Origin of the sequence: Paenibacillus sp. FSL R10-2771 (assembly GCF_038000205.1) — a bacterium.
GTDB lineage: Bacteria > Bacillota > Bacilli > Paenibacillales > Paenibacillaceae > Paenibacillus_AQ > Paenibacillus_AQ phytohabitans.
In genome coordinates this window covers 2,577,431-2,598,201 of record NZ_JBBOBM010000001.1, presented here as the reverse complement: position 1 = coordinate 2,598,201, position 20,771 = coordinate 2,577,431, and the positions used below count along the sequence as shown (strand labels likewise).

The window sequence follows — 20,771 nt, the reverse complement described above, 5'->3', positions numbered from 1 at the left end:
TCCCCTTCGAGTTCGCTTTTCCTTTATTTAACGGCTTGCACCAGCCTTGGAGCAATTTCTTGCAAAGGCAGGATATGTTTCACGCACTGTAGCTCCACTGCAGACCGCGGCATTCCGTAAACGACACAGGTCTCTTCACTCTCGGCAAAGGTTGACGTCACACCCGAGTCATAGAGTGCCTTCATCATACGGGCCCCGTCGCTGCCCATCCCGGTCATAATGACCGCATGACGTTCAAGCGAGGTAAGCCGCAGTACCGATTCGAACAGCGTATCTACAGAAGGCCGATGTCCGTTGCGCGCTTCTTCCTTGGTAAGCTCAATCACATATTGGCCGCCGGCTGCCGGAGCAACCTTCAGATGATAACCGCCGGGAGCAATATACGCAGCTCCCTGCCGCAGAATCATGCCATGCTCCGCTTCAGCAACCTCCAGTGCGCTGAAGGTATTCAGCCGCTGGGCCAGCGATTTGGTGAAATTAGGCGGCATATGCTGAACAATGACAATCGGTGCCGGAAAATCACCGGGAATGTTCTCCAGGAACGCCTTCAGCGCCCGGGGACCGCCGGTAGAGCATCCTACAGCAACCAGCTTGCGCAGACCCCTGTTTCCGTTCACAGGGCCTGCATGCGCTACAGGAGGATCAATGAAGCCTCCTGCGGCCGTCTCAGCGGCAGCAGACCGCAGATCAGGCAATACTGCTCCCGCATCCCCTCGGGTCCGGCTTCTGAAGCGTTCGGAGGCAGGTGGTGGCACTGCCGGAGCCGGCTTGCCCAGCCGCTTCGTAACTTCACTGCCAGGGCCTTTCACTGGCGGATTCTTGTCTGCCGCCAGCTCCAGAGGTGCTTTCCCTTTTGGCTTCAGTGTACTCTGGACCGGCTTGCGCAGGGATTCCGTTTCTTTCTTCAGCGGCTCTGCCTTCCGTTTCACTGGTTCTATGACCGTTCGCGGAGCAGGAGGCGGCGCTGGCAGAACCGTCTGATCAGCAGGCGGCAGTTCAGGAGCCTTGTGAGCAGAAGCGCGTGCTTCACGCTGTTCGCGCGCCAGCATGGCTTCCTTCATCTGCTCACGGAGTGACTCCCCGACTGCGATAATATCCTGGGAGTTTGAAATGGACGGCTTTCGGATGAAATCGAAAGCCCCCCATTCCAGCGCCAGAATTGTTTCCTTCATCCCCTCTTCATTAATGCCTGACAGCATAATGACTGGAAGCGGCCGCTGGGCCATTATTATTTTCAGCGCCTCCAGACCATTCATTTCCGGCATTTCCACATCCATGGTTACCAGATCCGGCCGGAGCTCATTCACTTTCTCGATAGCTTCACGGCCGTTGGACGCCGTTGCTGTTACCTGAAAGTCAGGATCATTTTCAATTAAATCGGAAATGATTTTACGCATAAAAGCGGAATCATCAACGACCAAAACCTTGTATGGCCTCATAGCATTTCCACCTCTGTCCCTCAAATTCAGAACAATTATTTGTTTCGTTTCAACCACTTGCTGATAAATCCCTTGATGCCCTGTACTTTAGCGGTTTCTACTGAATCAACAGCCAGATAGCTCAGCGCAAGCCGGTGCACATCTTTAGCTGCTATACTGTTCGGAAAAGCCACTGAGAATGGAATTTGTTTCTTCACTGCCTGAACTACATGGGGATCACTGCTTATATAGCCCAAAAACGGGAGTTCGAGCTGCAGAAACCGGCTGGCGGCCATGCGGATTTTATCACTGGTCACTCTTGCTTCCCGTTCATCCCCCGCCTGATTGACAATCAGCCGGAATGAAACCTCAGGATGCGAATTATGAACAACTTTCATCAGCGCGTATGCATCCGTAATGGCGGTTGGCTCAGGCGTCGTGACAACCAGGCAGTCATCTGCAGAAGTGATAAACTTCATCGTTTCCTTCGACAATCCAGCCCCTGTGTCAAAGAGTATAAAGTCCATCGTGTCGGCAATTTGCGCAATCTGAGCGGTAAAGTAGTCCAGATCAGCTTCTGAGAGTGAGAACAGCTCATCCATACCGGAACCGCCTGCGATAAAAGGTAAAGAATCCGGACCCAACTGAATGATCTGTCCGATATCGGCTTCCCGCTTAAGCAGATGGTACAGATTGTATTTCGCTGACACGCCCATTAGCACGTCAATGTTAGCCATGCCGATATCGGCATCGAACAACAGAACTCTCCGCCCCAGGGATTTCAGTGCAAGTGCAAAGTTAAGGGTGAAATTCGACTTTCCGACTCCCCCCTTTCCGCTGCATACGGTAATGATCCGGGCAGAGACTCCGCTGCCGGTGAGCTGCCTGGAATCCTGGCTGGATACTAACCGTCTTAAAGCTTGCGCCTGATCCATCACTCGCCCCCTGTTCCCAGCAGCATTCCGGTAATCTGCTCTCTGGTAGCCATCAGAAGATCATCAGGAACATTCTGGCCATTCGTAATATAAGAGAGCTTTAGCGGAAAATCATTCAGAACATTGAAGAGCGGGCCATAGCTGCCTGTTTCATCCAGCTTCGTGAAAATAACCTTATCCAGCGGGTATCTGCCAAAGTGCTCAGCGATCTTTTTCATGTCGCGGCTTTTGGAGGTCAGGCTGAGCACCAGGAAGGTTTCGCTTTTGAGCTCCTTGGCAAGCAGACTCTGCAGTTCGGCCACCAGCATTTCATTGCGGTAGTTCCGGCCTGCAGTATCCATAAGTACCAGATCACAGCCCTCCAGGCGGAACATGGCTCTTTGCAGATCCCCGGGCGACTGGACAACCTCCAGCGGCATATTCAGAATGGATGCGTATGTTCTAAGCTGCTCGACTGCTGAAATCCGGTAGGTGTCCGAGGTAATCAGGCCCACTTTTCGGCCCTGCTTAAACAGCTGCTCCGCCGCCAGTTTGGCAATGGTCGTTGTCTTGCCTACACCTGTAGGTCCGGCAATGTATACGATCTTTGTATCCGGAGCAATTCCTTTGCCGATGCGTCCGGCCAGGAATTCACCGATCTGCTCTTCCAGCGCCTCGCCAAAGCGATCAGCACTCCAGCCGCTGCCTTCTCCCCGGTAGCGCTCCAGAACATTTCCAATCCATTCATCCACAAGTACAGCATCTGTTTCCTGATCAATCAGACGGCCTTTGAGCACTTCCAGCGCATCCGGCAATTCAGCTGCCCCGGAGGAATAACGCGCGATACGTTCCATCCAGTGCTTCATATCCCTGATTTCACGAAGGACATCGCTCTCTTGTGCAGGAACACCGCCAGGGGCAGGCTCTTCAGCGGCAAGTGAATCATAGATTGCCGAGAGAGCTCTACGGCTCTCCTCCGGAGTTGAAACCGGCTGCGGCACGTTGGCGGGTTCGACTGCCGTAATGTCCGGCTCATATGTCTTCGACAGTGCCGGGAGCACAGCAACCCCTCCGCCGCCCTGATCACCATGATCAGAAAGTGCAGCGGCAATCTCGGCAAATGATCGGGCTGATGTTGTTTCTTTCACCGGCCCAGCCTGAGGAGCAGATGCTGAAGCCGCCTTTTGGTAAGCTTGCGGAACAGCGCTTCGTGGTATATTCATCGGTTGAGCAGGTGCTTTCTCCGGCACGGCCGGCTTCTGCGTATTCTCAACGGCTGCCACGACTTCAATTTTCTTTTTGGTGAACATGCCCATAAATCCGCCGACTTTAACCTCTTTGGTGCTTAAAATGACGGCGTCGCTTCCAAGTTCGCTGCGGATGGAATGCATGGCGTCAGGCATCGTATCGACCACATAACGCTTCACTCTCATAAATTCACCACCCCAACGCTTTGAATTTCAATATTTGGCTCGAGCTCGCTGTAAGACAATACCGGGATATCCTGCATCGTCCGTTCAATCACCTGCCGCAAGTACATTCTAATGGTAGGAGATGTTAAGACGATCGGCTGCTGTCCGGATTGCAGGAGACGGTTGATCTGCTCCGTAAGCCGCTGATAGACGGTTTGAGTGGAAACAGGATCAAGTGCCAAATAGCTGCCTTGCTCTGTCTGCTGAACACTTTCGGTAATCTTCTTTTCAAGTGTGGGACCTACCGTAATTACACGCAATGTTTCACCCGATTGTGAGAATTGCTGTGTAATCTGCCTGGACAGGGACTGCCGGACATATTCCGTCAGAATATCAGGATCCTTGGTGTATGTGCCATAATCCGCCAGAGTCTCGAAGATCGTTACCAGATCCCGGATGGAAATCTTCTCACGGAGCAGCTTGCCAAGGACTTTCTGAATATCACCAACCGCCAGTATGGAAGGAATGAGTTCGTCCACCAGAACGGGATAGTTCTCTCTGAGATTATCGACCAGCTGTTTGGTCTCCTGGCGTCCCAGCAGCTCATGACCGTGACGTTTGATTAGCTCTGTCAAATGCGTGGCTACAACAGAAGGCGGATCCACTACGGTATAACCGGATAATTCCGCACGTTCTTTAACAGATTCATCAATCCATAATGCAGGTAATCCAAACGATGGTTCGATAGTCTCAATCCCGCTAATCGACTCGTCATCATAACCGGGACTCATGGCAAGATAGTGATTAAGTAATAATTCACCGCCGCCAACGTTATTTCCTTTAATTTTGATGACATATTCATTCGGTTTTAGTTGAATATTGTCGCGAATACGAATAACCGGCACGACTAGACCCATCTCAAGCGCACATTGCCGTCGAATCATGATGATACGGTCTAGCAGATCGCCGCCCTGTCCCGTATCCGCCAAAGGGATCAGGCCATAGCCAAATTCGAACTCGATCGGGTCAACCGTCAGCAGATTAATGACACTTTCGGGACTGCGCACTTCTTCAATCTGCTTCTCCTCTACCAGCTGTTCATCGGCAATCTGCTGCCTGCTGGCCTTCTGCCCCATGCTGTAGGCCGCATAAGCCATCAGACCCGCCAGAGGCAATGTAGACATCACCGTGATCGGGGTGAAGAAACCCAGAAAAGCAATGGTCACTGCTACAATATATAGAAGCTTCGGATAAGACAGCAATTGTCCAGTCAGATCCTCAGCCAGATTGCCTTCCGAAGCCGCCCGGGTTACGATCAGACCGGAAGCGGTGGAAATAAGCAGTGCCGGAATCTGGCTGACCAGGCCATCCCCGATCGTTAGTATGGAGTAGGTTGAAAGTGCATCCTGGAAGGACATTCCGTGAATTGTCATCCCGATAATAAAGCCGCCGATCAGATTGATCAGCAGGATGATAATACTGGCAATGGCGTCACCTTTAACGAATTTACTCGCACCATCCATGGCTCCGAAGAAATCCGCTTCGCGCTCAACATTACGCCGGCGTTCACGCGCCTGCTGCTCATTGATCATCCCTGCATTCAAATCCGCATCGATACTCATCTGTTTACCAGGCATCGCATCCAGTGTAAAGCGTGCCCCCACCTCTGCAACGCGCTCAGAGCCTTTGGTGATAACAATGAACTGCACAACAACCAGAATCAGGAAGACGATGAAACCTATAGCGATTTGTCCCCCTGCAATCCAGCTTCCGAATGTAGCTACCACCTCACCTGCATGACCATCACCAAGAATCAGTTTGGTGGTGGAGATATTCAAGGCTAACCGGAACAGTGTAGTGATCAAGAGTAATGAAGGGAAAATCGAGAACTGCAGCGGATCCTTCGTATTCATTGCGACCAATATAATGGTCAGGGCTATTGAGATATTGACAATTAACAGTACATCCAGAAGCCAGACAGGGATGGGCAGAATCATCATAAGCACAATGCCGATAACGCCCAGTAGAACTGTTAGATCTCTAGCTTTCAATGTCCTTAACCTCCCCCGGCTTATCTCCTCTTACCTTTAAGCTTGTATACATAGGCCAGCACTTCGGCAACAGCCTGGAACAAATCGGCCGGAACCACATCACCGATTTCCGCTCTCTGGAATAGCGCCCGTGCCAGCGGCTTATTCTCCATAGTCACAACACCATGCTCCTTGGCCAGCTCCCTGATACGGAGCGCCACATAATCCTGGCCCTTGGCTATAATCTGCGGAGCCTCCATTTTGGAACCGTCATACTTCAGGGCAACCGCAAAGTGGGTCGGGTTTGTGATGATAACATCGGCCTTAGGGACCTCCTGCATCATCCGCTGCATCGCCATTCTGCGCTGGCGTTCCCTGATTTTACCTTTAATGATGGGGTCGCCCTCCATCTTTTTGTACTCGTCCTTAATATCCTGCTTGGACATTTTCAGACTTTTCTCATGCTCGTATTTCTGATAGATATAGTCCAGAACGGCCATGATAAAAAGAGCCGCCGCAATCTTGATGCCCAGGCTCATGGTCAGCTTCGCAGCGAAGCCGAACACACTTTCAGCACTAACACGTGCGAGGGAAGCGAAGCTCTCCTTCTCCCCCCAGAGCGTGCTGTAGACCAGATAGGCTATCAGCACCAGCTTGAAGATCGACTTGAGGAACTCAACAAACGAACGCATGGAGAAAATATTCTTGAAGCCTTTGATCGGATTGATCTTCTCGAACTTAGGTGTAATCCCTGCACCGCTAGCCATAAAACCCACCTGCGCGAAGTTGGCCACAAGCGCCAGAAGGAAGGTGATGCCCAGCAGGGGAGCCAGCAGAATCAGAATCTGCAGCCCGTACTGGTTGAACAGCTTGGAGATATTCTCCGCTGTTACTTCCATCATCATCCGGTTCTGAAACACATCTGTGAACAGCTTGACAAAGCGTTCTTTCATGAAACCGCCGAAAATGCTCAGCGACAACAATGCCGAGAACAGCACCACTGCGCCAGACATCTCCGCGCTCTTGGCAACCTGCCCTTTCTTGCGGGCGTCCTGCCGTTTCTTCGGGGTGGCCTTCTCAGTCTTATCTCCCCCGAACAGCTGAAGATTTAATTTATATCGTTTTGGCTTAGCCATGACACTCTCTCCTTACCGTTACCTAAGGACTCTTCCCCACGAGGCCAAGTAAGTTATGCATGGACTCAAACATAATGTCGAAGAGATTCTGGAACAGCACAGCCAGCCCCGGCATCAGTATAAGAAGCAGCGCCAGACCTACAATGATTTTGAGCGGAACCCCGATGACGAACACATTATATTGCGGAGCGGTTCTCGCCAGAAAGGCCAGACCCACATCCGTTAAGAATAATGCGGTAACCAGCGGCGCCGACATTTGAAAGGCCAGCATGAAGGATTGTGCGAAGGTGCGTATCAGGAATTCCGACAAGCTTCCGTCGATCATTTTGAGGAACAGGTCATTGTCGATCGGCACCCATTTATAACTGTAAACAATGGCATCCAGCAAATAGTGATGTCCGTTCATCGCCAGAAACAGCAGCAGCGCAATCATATACTTGAAGTTACCGATGATAGGAGCAGATGCACCAGTCATCGGGTCAATTACATTGGCGATACCAAACCCGATCTGAATATCGATAAAAGAACCCGCCGTCTGAATCGTCATAAACATCAGATACGCGACAAATCCAAGCAGCAGTCCGATTAAAGCTTCTCTGACGATCAGCAGAATAAAATTGAGATCCTGCGGAACGGTGACGTTCATCCCGCCTGAACTGAAGATAACCATGGAAACAAAAAAAGACAAACCAATTTTGAATGTTGTCGGCACACTTTGCGAAGAAAAGACAGGGACGACAACAAAAAAGGCTGTAATTCGACAAAAAATCAGCAGAAAGACAGGAAAACTTTGCAGCAGGGTCTCTATATTCATAATCTCAACCGATATACATATAGAGGCTGCCCAAAATTTGACTGGTGAAATCCACCAGCTTCGTTATAATCCACGGACCGAATAGCAGTAATGCGAGCAGTACGGCAACGATTTTGGGAACAAACGCCAGGGTTTGCTCCTGAATCTGGGTTGTGGCTTGAAATATACTGACGATCAGTCCTACCACCAGACCAAGAATCAGCATGGGTGCGCTGGTTTCCAGCACCAAATATACGGCTTGGCCGGCTAGACCGATAATAAACTCCGCATTCATCCCTTACGCCTCCTCTTAAGGGTCAGGTGTTAAAACTTAGCAGCAGTGATTTGACTACTAGGTACCAGCCGTCCACTAGCACAAAGAGCATAATTTTGAAAGGCAAGGATATCATGACCGGCGGCAGCATCATCATCCCCATGGCCATTAGCGTGCTGGATACTACGATATCAATAATGAGAAAGGGTATAAAAATCATAAAGCCCATCATAAATGCTTTTTTCATCTCACCAATCGCAAACGCCGGTACCATAACTGTCAAAGGGATATCATTGTAGCTGGCCGGTTTGACCGTTGCATTGTTGCCGGTATAGTTCATGAACAGCAGCAGGTCCTTGGTATTGGTCTGCTTGAACATAAATTCCTTCAGCGGTTCCTGCGCTTTATTGAGCGCCTCGCTCTGGGTCAGCGTGCCTTTCATATACGGCTGTAAGGCCGTTTCATTCACTGTTGCCAGTGTCGGTGACATAATGAACAGGGTCAGGAACAAAGCCAGTCCCACAAGCACCTGGTTTGGGGGCATTTGCTGCGTACCGAGCGAAGTTCTTACGAACCCCAGTACGATCACTATCCGGGTAAAGCTCGTCATTAACACCAGAAATGAAGGAGCTATGCTCAGAACCGTTACCAGCAGCAGTATGGAAATTGAACTCGTGCCACCGCTTGCAGTATCGTTATCACCGACCTGAATACTAATGTTGGGAATAGGATCCGCGTGAACCGGATGCAGAAGAACAATACTGAATATACCTAGAAGCAGTAACGAAAGAATCAGCTTTTTTTTCATAAATCCCTCGACTCATTCTTAAGGTCTTCATCCCGCAGCAGCTCTTCGAGCTTCTCTTTACGCTCAGGCGCAAGCGCAAGCTTGGACTGCAGCGTCTCATAGAAAGACGAAGTCTCATTAAGTTCAATTTCCTGGGACGGGACTTCACCGCGCAGCTTGGATTTGATTTTGGCGATAAGCGGTGTAATAAAATTGTCAGTTCCTGACGTTTGATCTTCGAATGCGGAAATGATTAAAGCAACTTCTGCCGGATCGGTGATTTTATCCATCATGGATATATTCTCACCCACTCCGATCAGATAGAGGCTGCCGCCGAGTTCGATGATCTGAATCGACTTATTCGGACCGAGCCCCATCGCACCAAGTGTACGGATGGAACGGCCGCTCATCATTGTCTGATTGCGGCGTCCCAGAAAACGGATCAGCAGCACGATAAGAATGACAATTACTGCAAGAACAAATACAACTTTGAGCAAATTCAGCAGGGCATTACTACCGTCTCCGAGCGTTCCGGAATTGGCTAACATACCTGATTCCTACACACCCAACGTTTTGTTGATAGCTTCAATTACACGGTCAGCCTGGAAAGGCTTAACGATAAAGTCCTTCGCTCCGGCTTGAATTGCATCAATGACCATAGCCTGCTGACCCATGGCTGAACACATGATGACTTTGGCATTGGCATCTACTTTTTTGATTTCTTTTAGGGCGGCGATTCCGTCCATTTCAGGCATGGTGATATCCATCGTGATCAGATCCGGACGCAGTTCCTTAAATTTCTCTATAGCCTGTGAACCGTCCTGGGCTTCACCCACTACCTCAAATCCGTTCTTCGACAAAATGTCCCGGATCATCATTCTCATAAATGCTGCATCGTCCACGATTAGAATTCGGTTAGCCATTTTTACAAAATCCTCCCTAAGTATGCTTATTGTAATTTTTGTATACGGTCCCACTGGCTGACGATATCCGTAACGCGGACACCGAAGTTTTCGTCTATAACTACGACTTCCCCTTTGGCAATGAGCTTGTTGTTAACCAGAATGTCAACAGGCTCGCCCGCCAGTTTGTCCAGTTCGATTATCGAACCTTGCGACATTTCCAGAATATCTTTGATCTGCTTCTGGGTCCTTCCTAATTCTACGGTCACTCTCAGTGGTATGTCCATCAATAAATTTAAATTATTTTCGTCAATATTGCCAAAAGCCCCTGCACTGAGGTTGGCAAATTGTACCGGCTGCACATTCACATTGCGATTAGGTGCAGAATTCTGCGGCGGCGCCTGCGGATATGGCATTCCTTGAGGCGGCATTCCGTAAGGCGGCATACCCGGCATTCCATAGGCTGGCATACCGGCCGGAGGATAATAATAGCCACCTTCAGGCATTCCCGGATATGGCGGCATCCCCTGCGGCGGATATTGAGGAGGGATCCCTCCAGGGTCAGGTGCCGGCATCTGCTGCTGTACCGGAGGTGCTGCCGGAGCAGGTTCTGGTACGGCGGCGGGTTTGGGAGGTGTTGCGGTCGACGTAACGGCCGCTTCCTGGTCAGCCTGGCTGACATCGCCCAATAGCATGGTCACCATGTCTTTGGCGAAAGGCACAGGCAGCAGCTGCATAATCGTGGAATCGATCAAATCGCCGATCTTCAGCCGGAACGAAATCTGGATTAATGTTTCATCATCCGGCAGGCTTCCAACCCCTTCTCCACTGGACATATTTAGAATATCGATGCCCGGAGGAGAAATATTGACGAATCTGTTAAATATAGTCGACATGGAAGTAGCGGATGAGCCCATCATCTGATTCATGGCTTCCTGCACGGCGCTGATATGAATTTCATTCAATTCCTCGTCTTTGGGTTCTCCTTCACCGCCAAGCATTAAATCGGCAATGACCTGTGCATCCCTGATCTTGATGACCAGTGAATTGATCCCCTGGAAACCGTCCACATACTGTACATGAACTGCGACATGAGGTTTAGGGAATGCTTCCTCGAACTCACTGCGGGTAATAATCGATACCTTAGGAGTCGTGATATCAACCTTTTTGCCGAGCAGAGTGGACAGCGCAGTCGCTGCACTGCCGAATGTGATATTACCGATCTCTCCCAGCGCATCCTGTTCAAAAGGTGTTAAATAATCATCCACTGTCTTCGGCGAGGGAGCCAGGTTACCTTCCGCAGACTGTCTAAGAAGAGCATCTATCTCTTCTTGGGACAAATAATCTTTACTCGTCAAACTCTTCAACCCCTTCGCTGACAATCTCGTCTATTTGCACAGCCACACGTTCTTTGATTATCCCAGGACTTCCGATGAATTTCAGCTTGTCCCCTACCTTGATTGACAGTCCGGAATCCACAGTCTTGTTAAGAGAAATCACGTCGCCGACACTGAGCCCGAGAAATTCAGCAATAGATAACCTCGATTCACCCAGCTCTGCTACTATCGGAAGCTGAGCCCGGTGAACTCTTGCCCGGATGGCTTCAAGCTCTATCTCATCCCGCACCTTCTTCTCGGATACAAACCACTGGTGAACAGACAGCCTCGACATAATCGGCTCAAGAACAACGTGAGGGATACAGAGGTTGATCATCCCGGTGGTATCTCCAATTTTGGTGCTGAGGGAGATAAGGGCAATCGTTTCATTTGGCGATACAATTTGCATAAACTGCGGATTCGTTTCCAGTGCTTCCATCCGTGGATGGATGTCCAGAACTGTCTTCCAGGCTTCCTGCAGACTTTCGAAACATCTGCTGAAAATTCTCTCCATAATTGTCGTTTCGATTTCAGTCAGGGCGTTAATCTTCGAAGGTGCTGTACCAAATCCGCCAAGCAGTCTGTCCAGCATGGCAAAGGCAATATTCGGATGCACCTCCATAACCATTCGGCCCTCTAAAGGTTCGGCTTCAAAAATATTCAGTATCGTCATTTTGGGTATAGAGCGGATAAACTCATCATAAGGGAGCTGCTCTACTTGAACGACACTGATTTGTACAAAAGTGCGCAATTGGGCCGAAAAGTACGTTGTAAGGTAGCGGGCAAAGTTATCATGGATCCGGGTAAGACTGCGGATATGATCTTTGGAGAAGCGTACGGCCCGTTTGAAATCGTAAGAGCGGATTTTTTTCTGGGTTTCTTCTTTTTTTAGTTCATCGGCATCCATTTCACCGGATGAGAGTGCAGCGAGCAGAGCATCAATTTCATTTTGTGATAGTACATCAACCAATTTCAATCACCCCCCCATCAAAGAATTATCCCGCCAGCAGTTACATTGGTGCCAAGATGAATTTGGTGAATTCGATCTGGGTAATCGTGCCTTCAGTCAAATTCTTATTGATTATGTTCACCAGTTTGCTGCTGAATTGATCTTTGCCGCTGGCCCCGTTTAAATCCTCAGGCCGGGCATCGGCAATCGCTTTGATAATAAGCGGTGCAATTTTAATAGCTTTTATCTTTTCGAATTCTTCCTTGGACTTCGCTGAATCTAGCTGAAACGCGATGTCAACTGAAAGGATATAATCGGGATCGGCAAGATTAGTTTTGATATCAGTGATCTCCGCCGTCAAGGCGACGATTTCATCCGCGCTTAGTCTCTTGGCTTCCACGTTCTGGACAGCCTGATTTACATCATTCGCATCACTGGGGAAAAACCTGTCCATTAGTAAAAATGCGGCTACTACAATGAGCGTAATCGCCAGTAAAATCGTAATGAGCCATGGCATCATCTTCTTCATGAAAGCTCCTCCATCGATTGGACTTTAATGGTGGCAGCATGTGTGCCTATGTCCCTGTTGTATTCCTTGATCTTCTCAATGACTTCATCAGCCTTTTCAAGCACAATCAGCCTTTTGCCGGTTACGAGCGTGATATACGTATCCGGGGATTCTTCAACCATTTCAACCAGCAGGGCATTTAACCACATCGCCGCCCCATTCAATCTTGTTACCGAAATCATAACAGGCCTCCTAACAAAATAGGGGGAGGAGTCCCCCCCACGACTATAATAACAATACCGCCTCAGGCGGAAAGTTACTATTATACAGCAAGTTTATGACTAACCCTCATATTCTCAAAAACTTAACGCTTGAGGTTAACAACTTCCTGGAGTACTTCATCTGAAGTTGTAATAATACGTGAGTTCGCCTGGAAACCACGTTGTGACACGATCATCTCCGTGAACTCGTTCGTCAGATCGACGTTAGACATTTCCAGCTGGCCGGCAACAATTGAGCCTGTTCCTACTTCAGCATTGTTGGCAGTAGTCGGTTCCAGCGCTCCCTCTGCGTTGGCATTCAACGTCATCCGGTACAGATTGCCGCCGATTTTCTCAAGACCTTGCGGGTTGCTAACTTTGGCAACACCGATCACTAAATCTGAATTTATTGTTCCGTCCTCCAACGTTTGCAAAATCGTACCATCATTGGAGATGGAGAATGCGGTAGCACCTTCATCTAATTGAATAGCTTCTCCACCTGAACTAAGCACATGCATTCCATCCGAGGTCACAAGATTCCGGTTAGAATCCACATGAAAGTCGCCAGCACGTGTCAGAAATGGTGTCTCCTGATCATCAGTCAGACCCACTAGGAAGAATCCATCCCCATCAATCCGCAGATCCGTAGGGTTATTAGTAGTCATGGCACTGCCCGCCAAATGCATCGTGTCCACAGAACCAATGCTTACCCCTAGCCCGATCTGTTTGGCATTAACCCCGCCTTGTCCGCCTTCAACAGGTGCCGTAACACCGGATACCGTTTGGCTCATGATGTCCTTGAACATTACGCGGCCTGATTTGAAGCCGATGGTGTTGACGTTGGCAATATTGTTACCGATAACGTCCAGCTTAGTCTGGAACCCGCGCATACCTGATACTCCTGAATACATAGATCTTAACATTATTTGTCGTCCTCCCGGATTTAGAGTCTTTGCAGACTCTTAAAATTAGAATGATGGAAATTGGAGTGATGCCCGCGTCAGTCGGTCGGCGGACATTCCGGCTCTCCAGTTAGGACCAGCCGGTTCATGAAATAATTACTGCACTGTCAATCTGCGTAAATACATTATCTTTCATAGACTTCCCATCCATAGCTGTAACTACGGTACGGTTCGCAACACTTACGATTAACGCCATATCTTTCATCAGGATCAGCGATTCTTTGCTGCCCTTGGCTGCTGCCTTGTCTACCGCAGACGAGATTTGGTCCAATTGGCGGCTGCCAAGCTCAATCCCCCGCTGTTCAAGCCGCTTTGCCGCATGATTGCTGAACTTCAGTATATTCTTCTGCAGCACGCTCTCAAATGAAGCTTCAGAGCTTACAGAGCTCTTGGCTGACTGCTGACGTTGCAGCGTTGAAGGGTGTACACTCGCCGGATACAGCTGGCCTATTGTCAGTCTGTCGCTCATGTGGTCGCCCCGCTCTCCCCGCCGCCCGTTGAAGTATCACCGCCCGCTGCCGGTTCAGCAGAGGGATTCTGAATTTGTGTGATATCTGATAAGGCGATCCGCTCACTGCCTACAACCGCGTACTGTACACCGCTGCTCACAACAATGGATGCTACATTGCCTGATTTCGGTAATTTGGTTTGGGCATCCATCCAAGTGACATCTTTGCCGATCAGACCGGATACAGAACCTAGTGACTGATTCAGTGCCGTAAGCTGGGTGGAAATGTTCATTAGCTGTTCGACAGATGAGAACTGGGCCATCTGGGCGATAAATTCCTTATCCTCCATCGGCTGCATCGGGTCCTGATTCTGCAGCTGGGTAATCAATATTTTAAGAAATTGATCCTTGCCCAGTGTCGAGCTGCCTGTTGTCTTGGTAGTTGAATTATCCGAAACGTAATTCCATGAGTTACTGCCGGAAACGGGATTCGTTGTTGCCATTTCATTTCACCTCGCTTGTCCAGTTATTATACTTTGGCCGAAAAACTGCCGTTCTGATTATTATCTTGCTGCGTTGCCGAGACCCAATCTTTCCATTCTCCATTAAGCTCTGCGGCTAGTACCGCATCTGCTGATTCTTCCTGGCGCTCTCTAGAGCGTCTGCCCTGCTGTTGTCCGCCAGCTCCCGTCTGTTGACCCTGCTGTCCGGTCCATTGTGACTGAGCCGATGGGTTGTTCTGGGTTACCTCAAGCCTTTCTACCTGAAGGCCTTGGGACTGTAAAGCTAAACGAAGCTGGTTCATCTGCTGCTCAAGAATATCCTTCGTCCCGCTATGCTGGGTCAGGAATTGGGCAACCAGATTACCATTTTGCATCGATATTTTCACATCGACTTGTCCAAGATTCTCCGGGAATAAGGTGATTGTAGCCTCAGCTACTCCGCCCTTTTTGACGATCTCCAATTTACCGCTGATAAAAGTGTTCATTTCCTGAGCGAATTGCTGAACCGGCACTGGAGAGGATGGTGCTTTCAGTGGTGCGGAAATTCCGTTACTGATTGACAACTGGCCTGCTGTAACGATTTCAGGTTCGCCAGCTGATGTTTTGACGGCAGGCAAAGCTTCCTCGGCAGTTGCCGTCTCCTTCACTGGAGCTATACCAGTGGCAGGAACCTGAGGGCTCTCTTCTGCAGTTACGGTTGTACCGTTTACTGCTGCTGGTACTGGAGCAGATTCCGTCTTAACTGCGGCATCTAAAAATGTACGGATGTTTGAAACTACTCTTCTACTATCATCAACATTCTGTTTGGTTTCTGTTCCGGATGCCTGCTTAAGCGATGATGACGAAACCTCTGTTGTACTTACTGTCTTAAGCTTCGGTTTGTTATCGGCAGGCACGCTTTCAGCCAGAATAGCCGAGAATTGATTCAACAGTGCAGCACCTTTGGCTACTGTTTCTTCACTTCCGCTTACAGCTGCATCCTGAACCAGTTGGACCAGGCTGTTCAGCTCATCCTGGACTGCAAAGCGCAGGGTTTCCGGGTTCTGGGCAAGAGGCGACAGACCTGTTGATGCTACTGCTCCAGTGTCTGATGCATCTGTCTGTTCAGCCGGAGTATTACCGGATAAGAGCGCCGACACTTGAAGAATCCACCCTTGAAGAGCAGCAAGCAGTGCGGGATCAGCCTCCAGACTTGCATCCAGATTCTCCATGTCCTGAGTTAGACCTTCCAGAAGTTCTGATTTCTTGGCGTCCGTACTGGCGGACTCTTCACCCTTGGTCTGTACCGCGTTCAGAAGACCCTGCAGCAAGGAAGCCAGATTGCCTAATACAGGTGCTTCCGTCCCTTTAGCAGTAGTGCCTCCCATGCTTTGTACAAGCGTCTGGGCAAAAGGTGTAGCCGTACTGGCAGTTCCACTGGTACCCGTTGACGTTCCACCGGCAGCAGCCAGGTTACCTGCACTTAATGATTGTACGATTAAACTCATCTTTTTCACCTCCCTTCAAGTGTTATTTACCGCCCATCAGCCGGTTTACAATTTTGGCTGTCTGTGCGCTGTCATTCTTGGTCATCTCCCCCAGGATAGAGGAGCGGACAGTATCACTGACTGTATTCAGTATGGTGATGACCTTATCCGGGCTAATGCTGTACATTGAACCCAGCAGTGTAGCCGCGTCAGCAGCAGGCATTGAGGTAAAAGTCTGGCTGAGCTTCTCCTGATCAAGATTGGCTGAGGCTGCAGCCTTGGTTGTACCGGCTTCATCCTGTTTCAGTCTCGATTGAAGGGCTGCAATAGCCATATCGGTTGAATTCGTTGTTTCTTTTAGCTTTATAGATACATCCGCAGCTTTTTTCGGGTCCATTTTTTCCAAGATGGCCGTTTTGCTGGCATTGCTCATCACACTGAAGATTTGGACCATTTCATCTGTGGTCAAGTTCTCCATAATCGGTGCAGCTTTGGAGGCCTTCATTCCCGCATACAGCTTGGCCAGATCCGTAACCTGCTTGAGATATGGATCTTCCTCTTCCTCCGTTGCTGCAACTGCCGCCGCTTCTTCCTTCATCCCGTCAATCTGCTTCTGAAGCGCCTCAGCTTTGTTAGCCTCGGACGCCTTGTCTTCTTCTGCCTGTTTCAGCTGCGCTGCCTGCGCGTTAAGCTGAGACTTCAGCTCTTTAATTGTGCTCTCCGAACTCGCAGCCTGCTCTTTACTTTCAGCTTGCGGATCATCTGCGGTTTCTCCGGCGGTATCTGAATCCGGATCCGGGGCAGGTTCTGGCACCCATTTCTCCACCACAGGAATCTTGTTCGCAATCTCAAGGACATTATTCCGGATGTCCATATTAAATAGGGTCAACAGTACTCCAAGCAGTACAAGCGTGAAGATGATCGGAATCATCAAGAATAAAAAACGCTCGAATTTACCTGCCGACCCTTCATCTTCAAGTTCCATTTGATTATTTGCCACTAGCGGAAACCTCCCGGGTTAGAGGGATTTCATCGCGAAGCGGACGGTAGCCATCTCATCCAGTTCGTTTTGTTCCCGTAAACTCATATTCTGCAGAAATGCTGTTTGTGCTTTGTCTTTGGCCTTGAGCCATACCTTCTCATCCAGAACCTTGGTACTGAGATGATCCTGCTTGCTCTGAACCTCTATATGCGCCCGGCTGATATCGGAATGCTTGCGGGCAATGCACTTATCCAGATAATCCACATAATCCTGCATTTCGCGAAGCTTAGCCATAGGTGTCTTTTGCTCAGCTGCACTCTGTAAAGACGACATTACCGCATTGCGCTGTATAATTAATTCATCAAGGCTTTTTTCCTGTGCCTGCAGTTCTCCGAGCGCGCTTGAGAGCATCCACTCTGCCTGTGTTTTTTCGTTACCCTTCAAGTCCACCACTTTTTGAAAAGTATAATGGAATCTCATGATCAATCAACTCCTCGAGAACTGTGAAATTAAAGACTGCTGCACATCGCTAAGGGTTACCTTCTCATTCACTTTTTGCTTGGTGAAATCCCAGATGCTGTCGATGTAATGCATCGATTCATCAATTTGGGCGTTCGAGCCTCTTTGGTAAGCTCCGATATTGATCAGATCCTCGGAATCCTTATAGACTGCCATAAGGCGCTTTACATTCTCTGCTGCAGCAATCTGCTCTTCCGGTGCTATATCCTTCATCACACGGCTGATGCTGGAGAGAACATCGATTGCCGGGAAATGTCCTTTATTCGCGATATTCCGGTTCAGGACAATATGTCCATCCAGGATACCGCGCACAGCATCGGCGATCGGCTCGTTCATATCGTCACCGTCAACCAGCACTGTATAAAATGCGGTGATGGACCCTGTGGGGCCAGTTCCGGCCCGCTCCAGCAGTTTAGGAAGACTGGCAAACACCGACGGGGTGTACCCTCTCATTGCAGGAGGTTCACCTACCGCCAGCCCAACCTCGCGCTGAGCCATGGCATAACGGGTAACCGAGTCCATCATCAGCATGACATTCAGTCCGCGGTCTCGGAAATATTCGGCGATTGTAGTGGCAATCAAGGCACCTTTGATCCGGATCAGCGCCGGCTGATCCGAAGTAGCCACGATAACCACCGAACGCTGCAGCCCTTCCGGCCCCAGGTCGCGCTCAATGAAATCAAGCACTTCTCTGCCCCGCTCACCGATAAGGGCAATAACATTCACATCTGCCGAAGTGTTACGGGCGATCATTCCCATCAGTGTACTTTTGCCGACACCAGAGCCTGCAAAAATGCCGACCCGCTGTCCTTTACCGATGGTGAGAAGTCCGTCAATCGCTCTGACCCCGATGCTGATAGGTTCAGCTACTCGCGGACGGTTAAGCGGGTTGGAAGGAATGTTGAAGGTCGAGCTGTGCGGCATTCGGGCAGGAATGAGTGAGCCGTCAAGCGGCTGGCCCAAACCGTCAAGCACCTTGCCCAGCAGCTCCGAGCCTACCTGTACACTCAGCGGCTTGCCTGTGCCGACAACATCACAGCCAGGCCCGATGGCCTGCAGTTCTCCAAGCGGCATCAGCAGCACCTTGTTGTCACGAAATCCGACGACCTCTGCCTGAAGCGGCTTAGTTCCTTTGGCGGGATAAATAAAGCACACATCACCGATGCTGGCATCCGGGCCTTCCGACTCCACCATCAGTCCGATGACCTGGGTAACCTTGCCGTTAATCCGGACCGGGTCAAAATTACGCAGCTGTTCTTTGTATCTTCCGCTGTCAAGCATCGTCTTCCCCATTTCTGTGTTCACCTACGTCCAGGGCGATTCGCAGCAGTTCTTTTTTGATCTCAGCCAGCTGGGTATCCACACGTGCGTCGATGCTGCCAAAGGAGGAGCGGATGACACAGCCCTGATCCTTAACCGTTGAATCCGGAAGAATCTGCAGCTCAGCCTGTGAGTCCACGGCGAGTGAAAGCTCTTCTCGCGCTGCGTTGACAAACGCGAACTGTGCCGGAGAGACACATAAGGAAATCAACCCCTGCTCGCGCTTGCGGGCCAGATTCTTGCGGATCAGCTCCATTGCAAATTGCGGTTCCACGGTCAGCTGCTTGTCCACTATTTTCTCGGCAATATCGCAGCTCAACTCTACCAGAAAAGGTTCAGCTTCCTGAATAATCACATCTCTTGCCCGGTACGCTTCCTGAAGTACAGTTCTTGCTTCCTCCATCATCTCGGCAAGCCGCTGGGACATCTCCTGCTCCGCATGGGCGAGACCTTCCTGGTAGCCTTGCTGAAACCCTTCGGACTTGACGGCTTCCACAAGATGCTCGTCCTGCTCCCTGCGCTGCCGCCACCATTCTTCAGCTTCATTCCGTGCTGATTCCATAATATTCTCAGCTTCCTGAGATGCACTGCGGACCTGCCCTTCAGCAAACTCCTGGGCATCTTTCAGCATTTGCTTGCGTGCCTGCTCTGCCGCTTCCCTGGCGGGATCCTGATAGTGGACTTCGCCAGGAGCCTCCTCGGCAACAGGATCTTCGGTAAGTCCTGCATGATGTCTGGCCTGCTCCAGCCGCTTCAGCACATCTACCGGAACATATTGAGAATGTTTGATCAGCTTAGACAATAATGTCATCTCCTCCGCCACGGGCGATGATAATTTCACCAGACTCTTCGAGTCTGCGGATCGTGCCTACGATGCGGGTCTGTGCTTCTTCCACATCACGCAGCCGCACAGGACCCATGTATTCCATTTCTTCGCGGAAGGTTTCGGCCATACGCTTGGACATATTGCGGAAAATAACATCCCGCACTTCCTCGCTGGCCACCTTGAGCGCGAGCTGCAAATCTGCATTGTCGATATCTTTGATGATGCGCTGGATTGAACGGTTGTCCACATTGACGATATCCTCGAAGACGAACATCCGCTTCTTGATTTCTTCCGCCAACTCCGGATCCTGTATTTCCAGCGAGTCGAGAATGGTACGTTCCGTACCACGGTCAACACCGTTCAGAATCTGTACAATCGATTCAATACCGCCCGCATTTGTGTAATCCTGGGTAACTGTAGCCGACAGCTTCTGTTCCAGAACCCGTTCAATCTGGGTGACCACCTCAGGAGAAGTGCTGTCCATAATCGCTATTCTCCGGGCAACCTCGGCCTGCTTCTCCTGAGGCAGGGAAGACAGGATAGAGGCAGCTTGTTCAAACTGCAAATAAGAGAGTACTAGTGCAATAGTCTGGACATTTTCGTTCTGGATAAAGTTGAGAATCTGGTTCGGGTCTGCTTTGCGCGCAAAATCGAACGGTCTTACCTGCAGCGTCGCCGTCAGTCGGTTAATAACTTCAAGCGCTTTGGCTGAACCCAGTGCTTTCTCGAGTATCTCCTTGGCATAGTTAATACCGCCTTGAGAGATATATTCTTGAGCAAGACAGATTTGATGGAATTCTGACATGATCGACTCTTTCTCCACGCTGTCCACCTTGCGGACATTCGCAATTTCCAGAGTCAGCTGCTCGATTTCCTCATCTCTTAAATGTTTAAAAATTTGTGCCGATACTTCAGGCCCTAGTGTGATAAGCAGGATCGCCGCCTTTTGACGGCCGCTAAGTCCCTGCTGGCTAGCTTTTGCCATT

The 20,771-nt window shown here is 49.9% G+C and carries 23 protein-coding genes; all 23 read right to left on the bottom strand.

The window, feature by feature from the left end:
• Positions 1 to 23: 23 nt before the first annotated feature.
• Complete coding sequence (locus NSU14_RS11215) at positions 24 to 1,439, bottom strand: protein-glutamate methylesterase/protein-glutamine glutaminase (RefSeq protein WP_076246932.1); 1,416 nt, start codon at positions 1,437 to 1,439, stop codon at positions 24 to 26.
• Between the two features lie 35 nt (positions 1,440 to 1,474).
• Complete coding sequence (locus NSU14_RS11210; protein WP_042138144.1) at positions 1,475 to 2,356, bottom strand: MinD/ParA family protein; 882 nt, start codon at positions 2,354 to 2,356, stop codon at positions 1,475 to 1,477.
• Positions 2,353 to 3,765: a flagellar biosynthesis protein FlhF gene (gene flhF, locus NSU14_RS11205; protein ID WP_076246933.1), complete on the bottom strand. Its 1,413-nt coding sequence runs from the start codon at positions 3,763 to 3,765 to the stop codon at positions 2,353 to 2,355. The genes NSU14_RS11210 and flhF overlap by 4 nt, the downstream gene beginning before the upstream one ends.
• Positions 3,762 to 5,744, bottom strand: coding sequence for a flagellar biosynthesis protein FlhA (gene flhA, locus NSU14_RS11200; protein ID WP_371916295.1), 1,983 nt, complete (start codon positions 5,742 to 5,744; stop codon positions 3,762 to 3,764). Before flhA ends, flhF begins: the two co-directional genes overlap by 4 nt.
• Before the next feature lie 71 nt (positions 5,745 to 5,815).
• Complete coding sequence (gene flhB, locus NSU14_RS11195) at positions 5,816 to 6,910, bottom strand: flagellar biosynthesis protein FlhB (RefSeq protein WP_039295197.1); 1,095 nt, start codon at positions 6,908 to 6,910, stop codon at positions 5,816 to 5,818.
• A gap of 22 nt (positions 6,911 to 6,932) precedes the next feature.
• On the bottom strand, positions 6,933 to 7,724 hold the full coding sequence (fliR, locus tag NSU14_RS11190) for a flagellar biosynthetic protein FliR (protein WP_039295194.1): 792 nt from the start codon (positions 7,722 to 7,724) through the stop codon (positions 6,933 to 6,935).
• A gap of 4 nt (positions 7,725 to 7,728) precedes the next feature.
• Positions 7,729 to 7,998 (bottom strand): flagellar biosynthesis protein FliQ, encoded by a 270-nt coding sequence (gene fliQ, locus NSU14_RS11185; RefSeq protein ID WP_036692523.1) that lies wholly within the window; start codon positions 7,996 to 7,998, stop codon positions 7,729 to 7,731.
• Positions 7,999 to 8,020: 22 nt separating this feature from the next.
• Positions 8,021 to 8,785, bottom strand: a complete 765-nt coding sequence (gene fliP, locus NSU14_RS11180; RefSeq protein ID WP_039295192.1) for a flagellar type III secretion system pore protein FliP — start codon at positions 8,783 to 8,785, stop codon at positions 8,021 to 8,023.
• Positions 8,782 to 9,312, bottom strand: a complete 531-nt coding sequence (locus NSU14_RS11175) for a flagellar biosynthetic protein FliO (protein WP_039295189.1) — start codon at positions 9,310 to 9,312, stop codon at positions 8,782 to 8,784. The genes fliP and NSU14_RS11175 overlap by 4 nt, the downstream gene beginning before the upstream one ends.
• Positions 9,313 to 9,321: 9 nt before the next feature.
• A complete protein-coding gene (locus tag NSU14_RS11170) occupies positions 9,322 to 9,687 on the bottom strand; it encodes a response regulator (RefSeq protein ID WP_019910416.1) in 366 nt (121 codons plus the stop codon).
• A gap of 26 nt (positions 9,688 to 9,713) precedes the next feature.
• Positions 9,714 to 11,024, bottom strand: a complete 1,311-nt coding sequence (gene fliY / locus NSU14_RS11165; protein WP_076246935.1) for a flagellar motor switch phosphatase FliY — start codon at positions 11,022 to 11,024, stop codon at positions 9,714 to 9,716.
• Positions 11,014 to 12,012 carry a flagellar motor switch protein FliM gene (gene fliM / locus NSU14_RS11160; protein ID WP_042138150.1) on the bottom strand — a complete coding sequence of 333 codons (999 nt, stop codon included), beginning with the start codon at positions 12,010 to 12,012 and terminating at the stop codon, positions 11,014 to 11,016. Before fliM ends, fliY begins: the two co-directional genes overlap by 11 nt.
• A gap of 40 nt (positions 12,013 to 12,052) precedes the next feature.
• Positions 12,053 to 12,520 carry a flagellar basal body-associated FliL family protein gene (locus NSU14_RS11155; protein WP_039295180.1) on the bottom strand — a complete coding sequence of 156 codons (468 nt, stop codon included), beginning with the start codon at positions 12,518 to 12,520 and terminating at the stop codon, positions 12,053 to 12,055.
• Positions 12,517 to 12,741 carry a flagellar FlbD family protein gene (locus tag NSU14_RS11150; RefSeq protein WP_039295177.1) on the bottom strand — a complete coding sequence of 75 codons (225 nt, stop codon included), beginning with the start codon at positions 12,739 to 12,741 and terminating at the stop codon, positions 12,517 to 12,519. The genes NSU14_RS11155 and NSU14_RS11150 overlap by 4 nt, the downstream gene beginning before the upstream one ends.
• A 122-nt stretch (positions 12,742 to 12,863) precedes the next feature.
• Positions 12,864 to 13,682, bottom strand: a complete 819-nt coding sequence (gene flgG, locus NSU14_RS11145; protein ID WP_039295174.1) for a flagellar basal body rod protein FlgG — start codon at positions 13,680 to 13,682, stop codon at positions 12,864 to 12,866.
• 124 nt (positions 13,683 to 13,806) lie between these two features.
• Entirely contained in the window at positions 13,807 to 14,190 is a 384-nt protein-coding gene (locus NSU14_RS11140; RefSeq protein ID WP_042138152.1) for a TIGR02530 family flagellar biosynthesis protein, read from the bottom strand.
• Positions 14,187 to 14,672, bottom strand: coding sequence for a flagellar hook assembly protein FlgD (gene flgD, locus NSU14_RS11135; protein ID WP_042138154.1), 486 nt, complete (start codon positions 14,670 to 14,672; stop codon positions 14,187 to 14,189). Before flgD ends, NSU14_RS11140 begins: the two co-directional genes overlap by 4 nt.
• A gap of 26 nt (positions 14,673 to 14,698) precedes the next feature.
• Entirely contained in the window at positions 14,699 to 16,159 is a 1,461-nt protein-coding gene (locus tag NSU14_RS11130) for a flagellar hook-length control protein FliK (protein ID WP_340944796.1), read from the bottom strand.
• Between the two features lie 22 nt (positions 16,160 to 16,181).
• Complete coding sequence (locus NSU14_RS11125; protein WP_231575158.1) at positions 16,182 to 17,138, bottom strand: magnesium transporter MgtE N-terminal domain-containing protein; 957 nt, start codon at positions 17,136 to 17,138, stop codon at positions 16,182 to 16,184.
• Between the two features lie 18 nt (positions 17,139 to 17,156).
• Positions 17,157 to 17,600: a flagellar export protein FliJ gene (gene fliJ, locus NSU14_RS11120; protein WP_039295167.1), complete on the bottom strand. Its 444-nt coding sequence runs from the start codon at positions 17,598 to 17,600 to the stop codon at positions 17,157 to 17,159.
• A gap of 6 nt (positions 17,601 to 17,606) precedes the next feature.
• Positions 17,607 to 18,920, bottom strand: coding sequence for a flagellar protein export ATPase FliI (gene fliI / locus NSU14_RS11115; RefSeq protein WP_042141293.1), 1,314 nt, complete (start codon positions 18,918 to 18,920; stop codon positions 17,607 to 17,609).
• Positions 18,913 to 19,761: a FliH/SctL family protein gene (locus tag NSU14_RS11110; RefSeq protein WP_042138157.1), complete on the bottom strand. Its 849-nt coding sequence runs from the start codon at positions 19,759 to 19,761 to the stop codon at positions 18,913 to 18,915. The genes fliI and NSU14_RS11110 overlap by 8 nt, the downstream gene beginning before the upstream one ends.
• Positions 19,754 to 20,770, bottom strand: coding sequence for a flagellar motor switch protein FliG (gene fliG / locus NSU14_RS11105; RefSeq protein ID WP_042138160.1), 1,017 nt, complete (start codon positions 20,768 to 20,770; stop codon positions 19,754 to 19,756). Before fliG ends, NSU14_RS11110 begins: the two co-directional genes overlap by 8 nt.
• Position 20,771: the final 1 nt, after the last annotated feature.

What these genes read in the sequence shown, in the direction of transcription:
- flgD (WP_042138154.1), bottom strand. Translation starts at nt 14,672, where the DNA reads ATGGCAACAACGAATCCCGTTTCCGGCAGTAACTCATGGAATTACGTT.
- flhA (WP_371916295.1), bottom strand. Translation starts at nt 5,744, where the DNA reads ATGATGATTCTGCCCATCCCTGTCTGGCTTCTGGATGTACTGTTAATT.
- NSU14_RS11130 (WP_340944796.1), bottom strand. Translation starts at nt 16,159, where the DNA reads ATGAGTTTAATCGTACAATCATTAAGTGCAGGTAACCTGGCTGCTGCC.
- NSU14_RS11175 (WP_039295189.1), bottom strand. Translation starts at nt 9,312, where the DNA reads ATGTTAGCCAATTCCGGAACGCTCGGAGACGGTAGTAATGCCCTGCTG.
- flhB (WP_039295197.1), bottom strand. Translation starts at nt 6,910, where the DNA reads ATGGCTAAGCCAAAACGATATAAATTAAATCTTCAGCTGTTCGGGGGA.
- NSU14_RS11140 (WP_042138152.1), bottom strand. Translation starts at nt 14,190, where the DNA reads ATGAGCGACAGACTGACAATAGGCCAGCTGTATCCGGCGAGTGTACAC.
- fliR (WP_039295194.1), bottom strand. Translation starts at nt 7,724, where the DNA reads ATGAATATAGAGACCCTGCTGCAAAGTTTTCCTGTCTTTCTGCTGATT.
- fliP (WP_039295192.1), bottom strand. Translation starts at nt 8,785, where the DNA reads ATGAAAAAAAAGCTGATTCTTTCGTTACTGCTTCTAGGTATATTCAGT.
- fliG (WP_042138160.1), bottom strand. Translation starts at nt 20,770, where the DNA reads ATGGCAAAAGCTAGCCAGCAGGGACTTAGCGGCCGTCAAAAGGCGGCG.
- NSU14_RS11215 (WP_076246932.1), bottom strand. Translation starts at nt 1,439, where the DNA reads ATGAGGCCATACAAGGTTTTGGTCGTTGATGATTCCGCTTTTATGCGT.
- fliJ (WP_039295167.1), bottom strand. Translation starts at nt 17,600, where the DNA reads ATGAGATTCCATTATACTTTTCAAAAAGTGGTGGACTTGAAGGGTAAC.
- flgG (WP_039295174.1), bottom strand. Translation starts at nt 13,682, where the DNA reads ATGTTAAGATCTATGTATTCAGGAGTATCAGGTATGCGCGGGTTCCAG.
- NSU14_RS11150 (WP_039295177.1), bottom strand. Translation starts at nt 12,741, where the DNA reads ATGATTTCGGTAACAAGATTGAATGGGGCGGCGATGTGGTTAAATGCC.
- NSU14_RS11170 (WP_019910416.1), bottom strand. Translation starts at nt 9,687, where the DNA reads ATGGCTAACCGAATTCTAATCGTGGACGATGCAGCATTTATGAGAATG.
- fliQ (WP_036692523.1), bottom strand. Translation starts at nt 7,998, where the DNA reads ATGAATGCGGAGTTTATTATCGGTCTAGCCGGCCAAGCCGTATATTTG.
- NSU14_RS11155 (WP_039295180.1), bottom strand. Translation starts at nt 12,520, where the DNA reads ATGAAGAAGATGATGCCATGGCTCATTACGATTTTACTGGCGATTACG.
- fliI (WP_042141293.1), bottom strand. Translation starts at nt 18,920, where the DNA reads ATGCTTGACAGCGGAAGATACAAAGAACAGCTGCGTAATTTTGACCCG.
- flhF (WP_076246933.1), bottom strand. Translation starts at nt 3,765, where the DNA reads ATGAGAGTGAAGCGTTATGTGGTCGATACGATGCCTGACGCCATGCAT.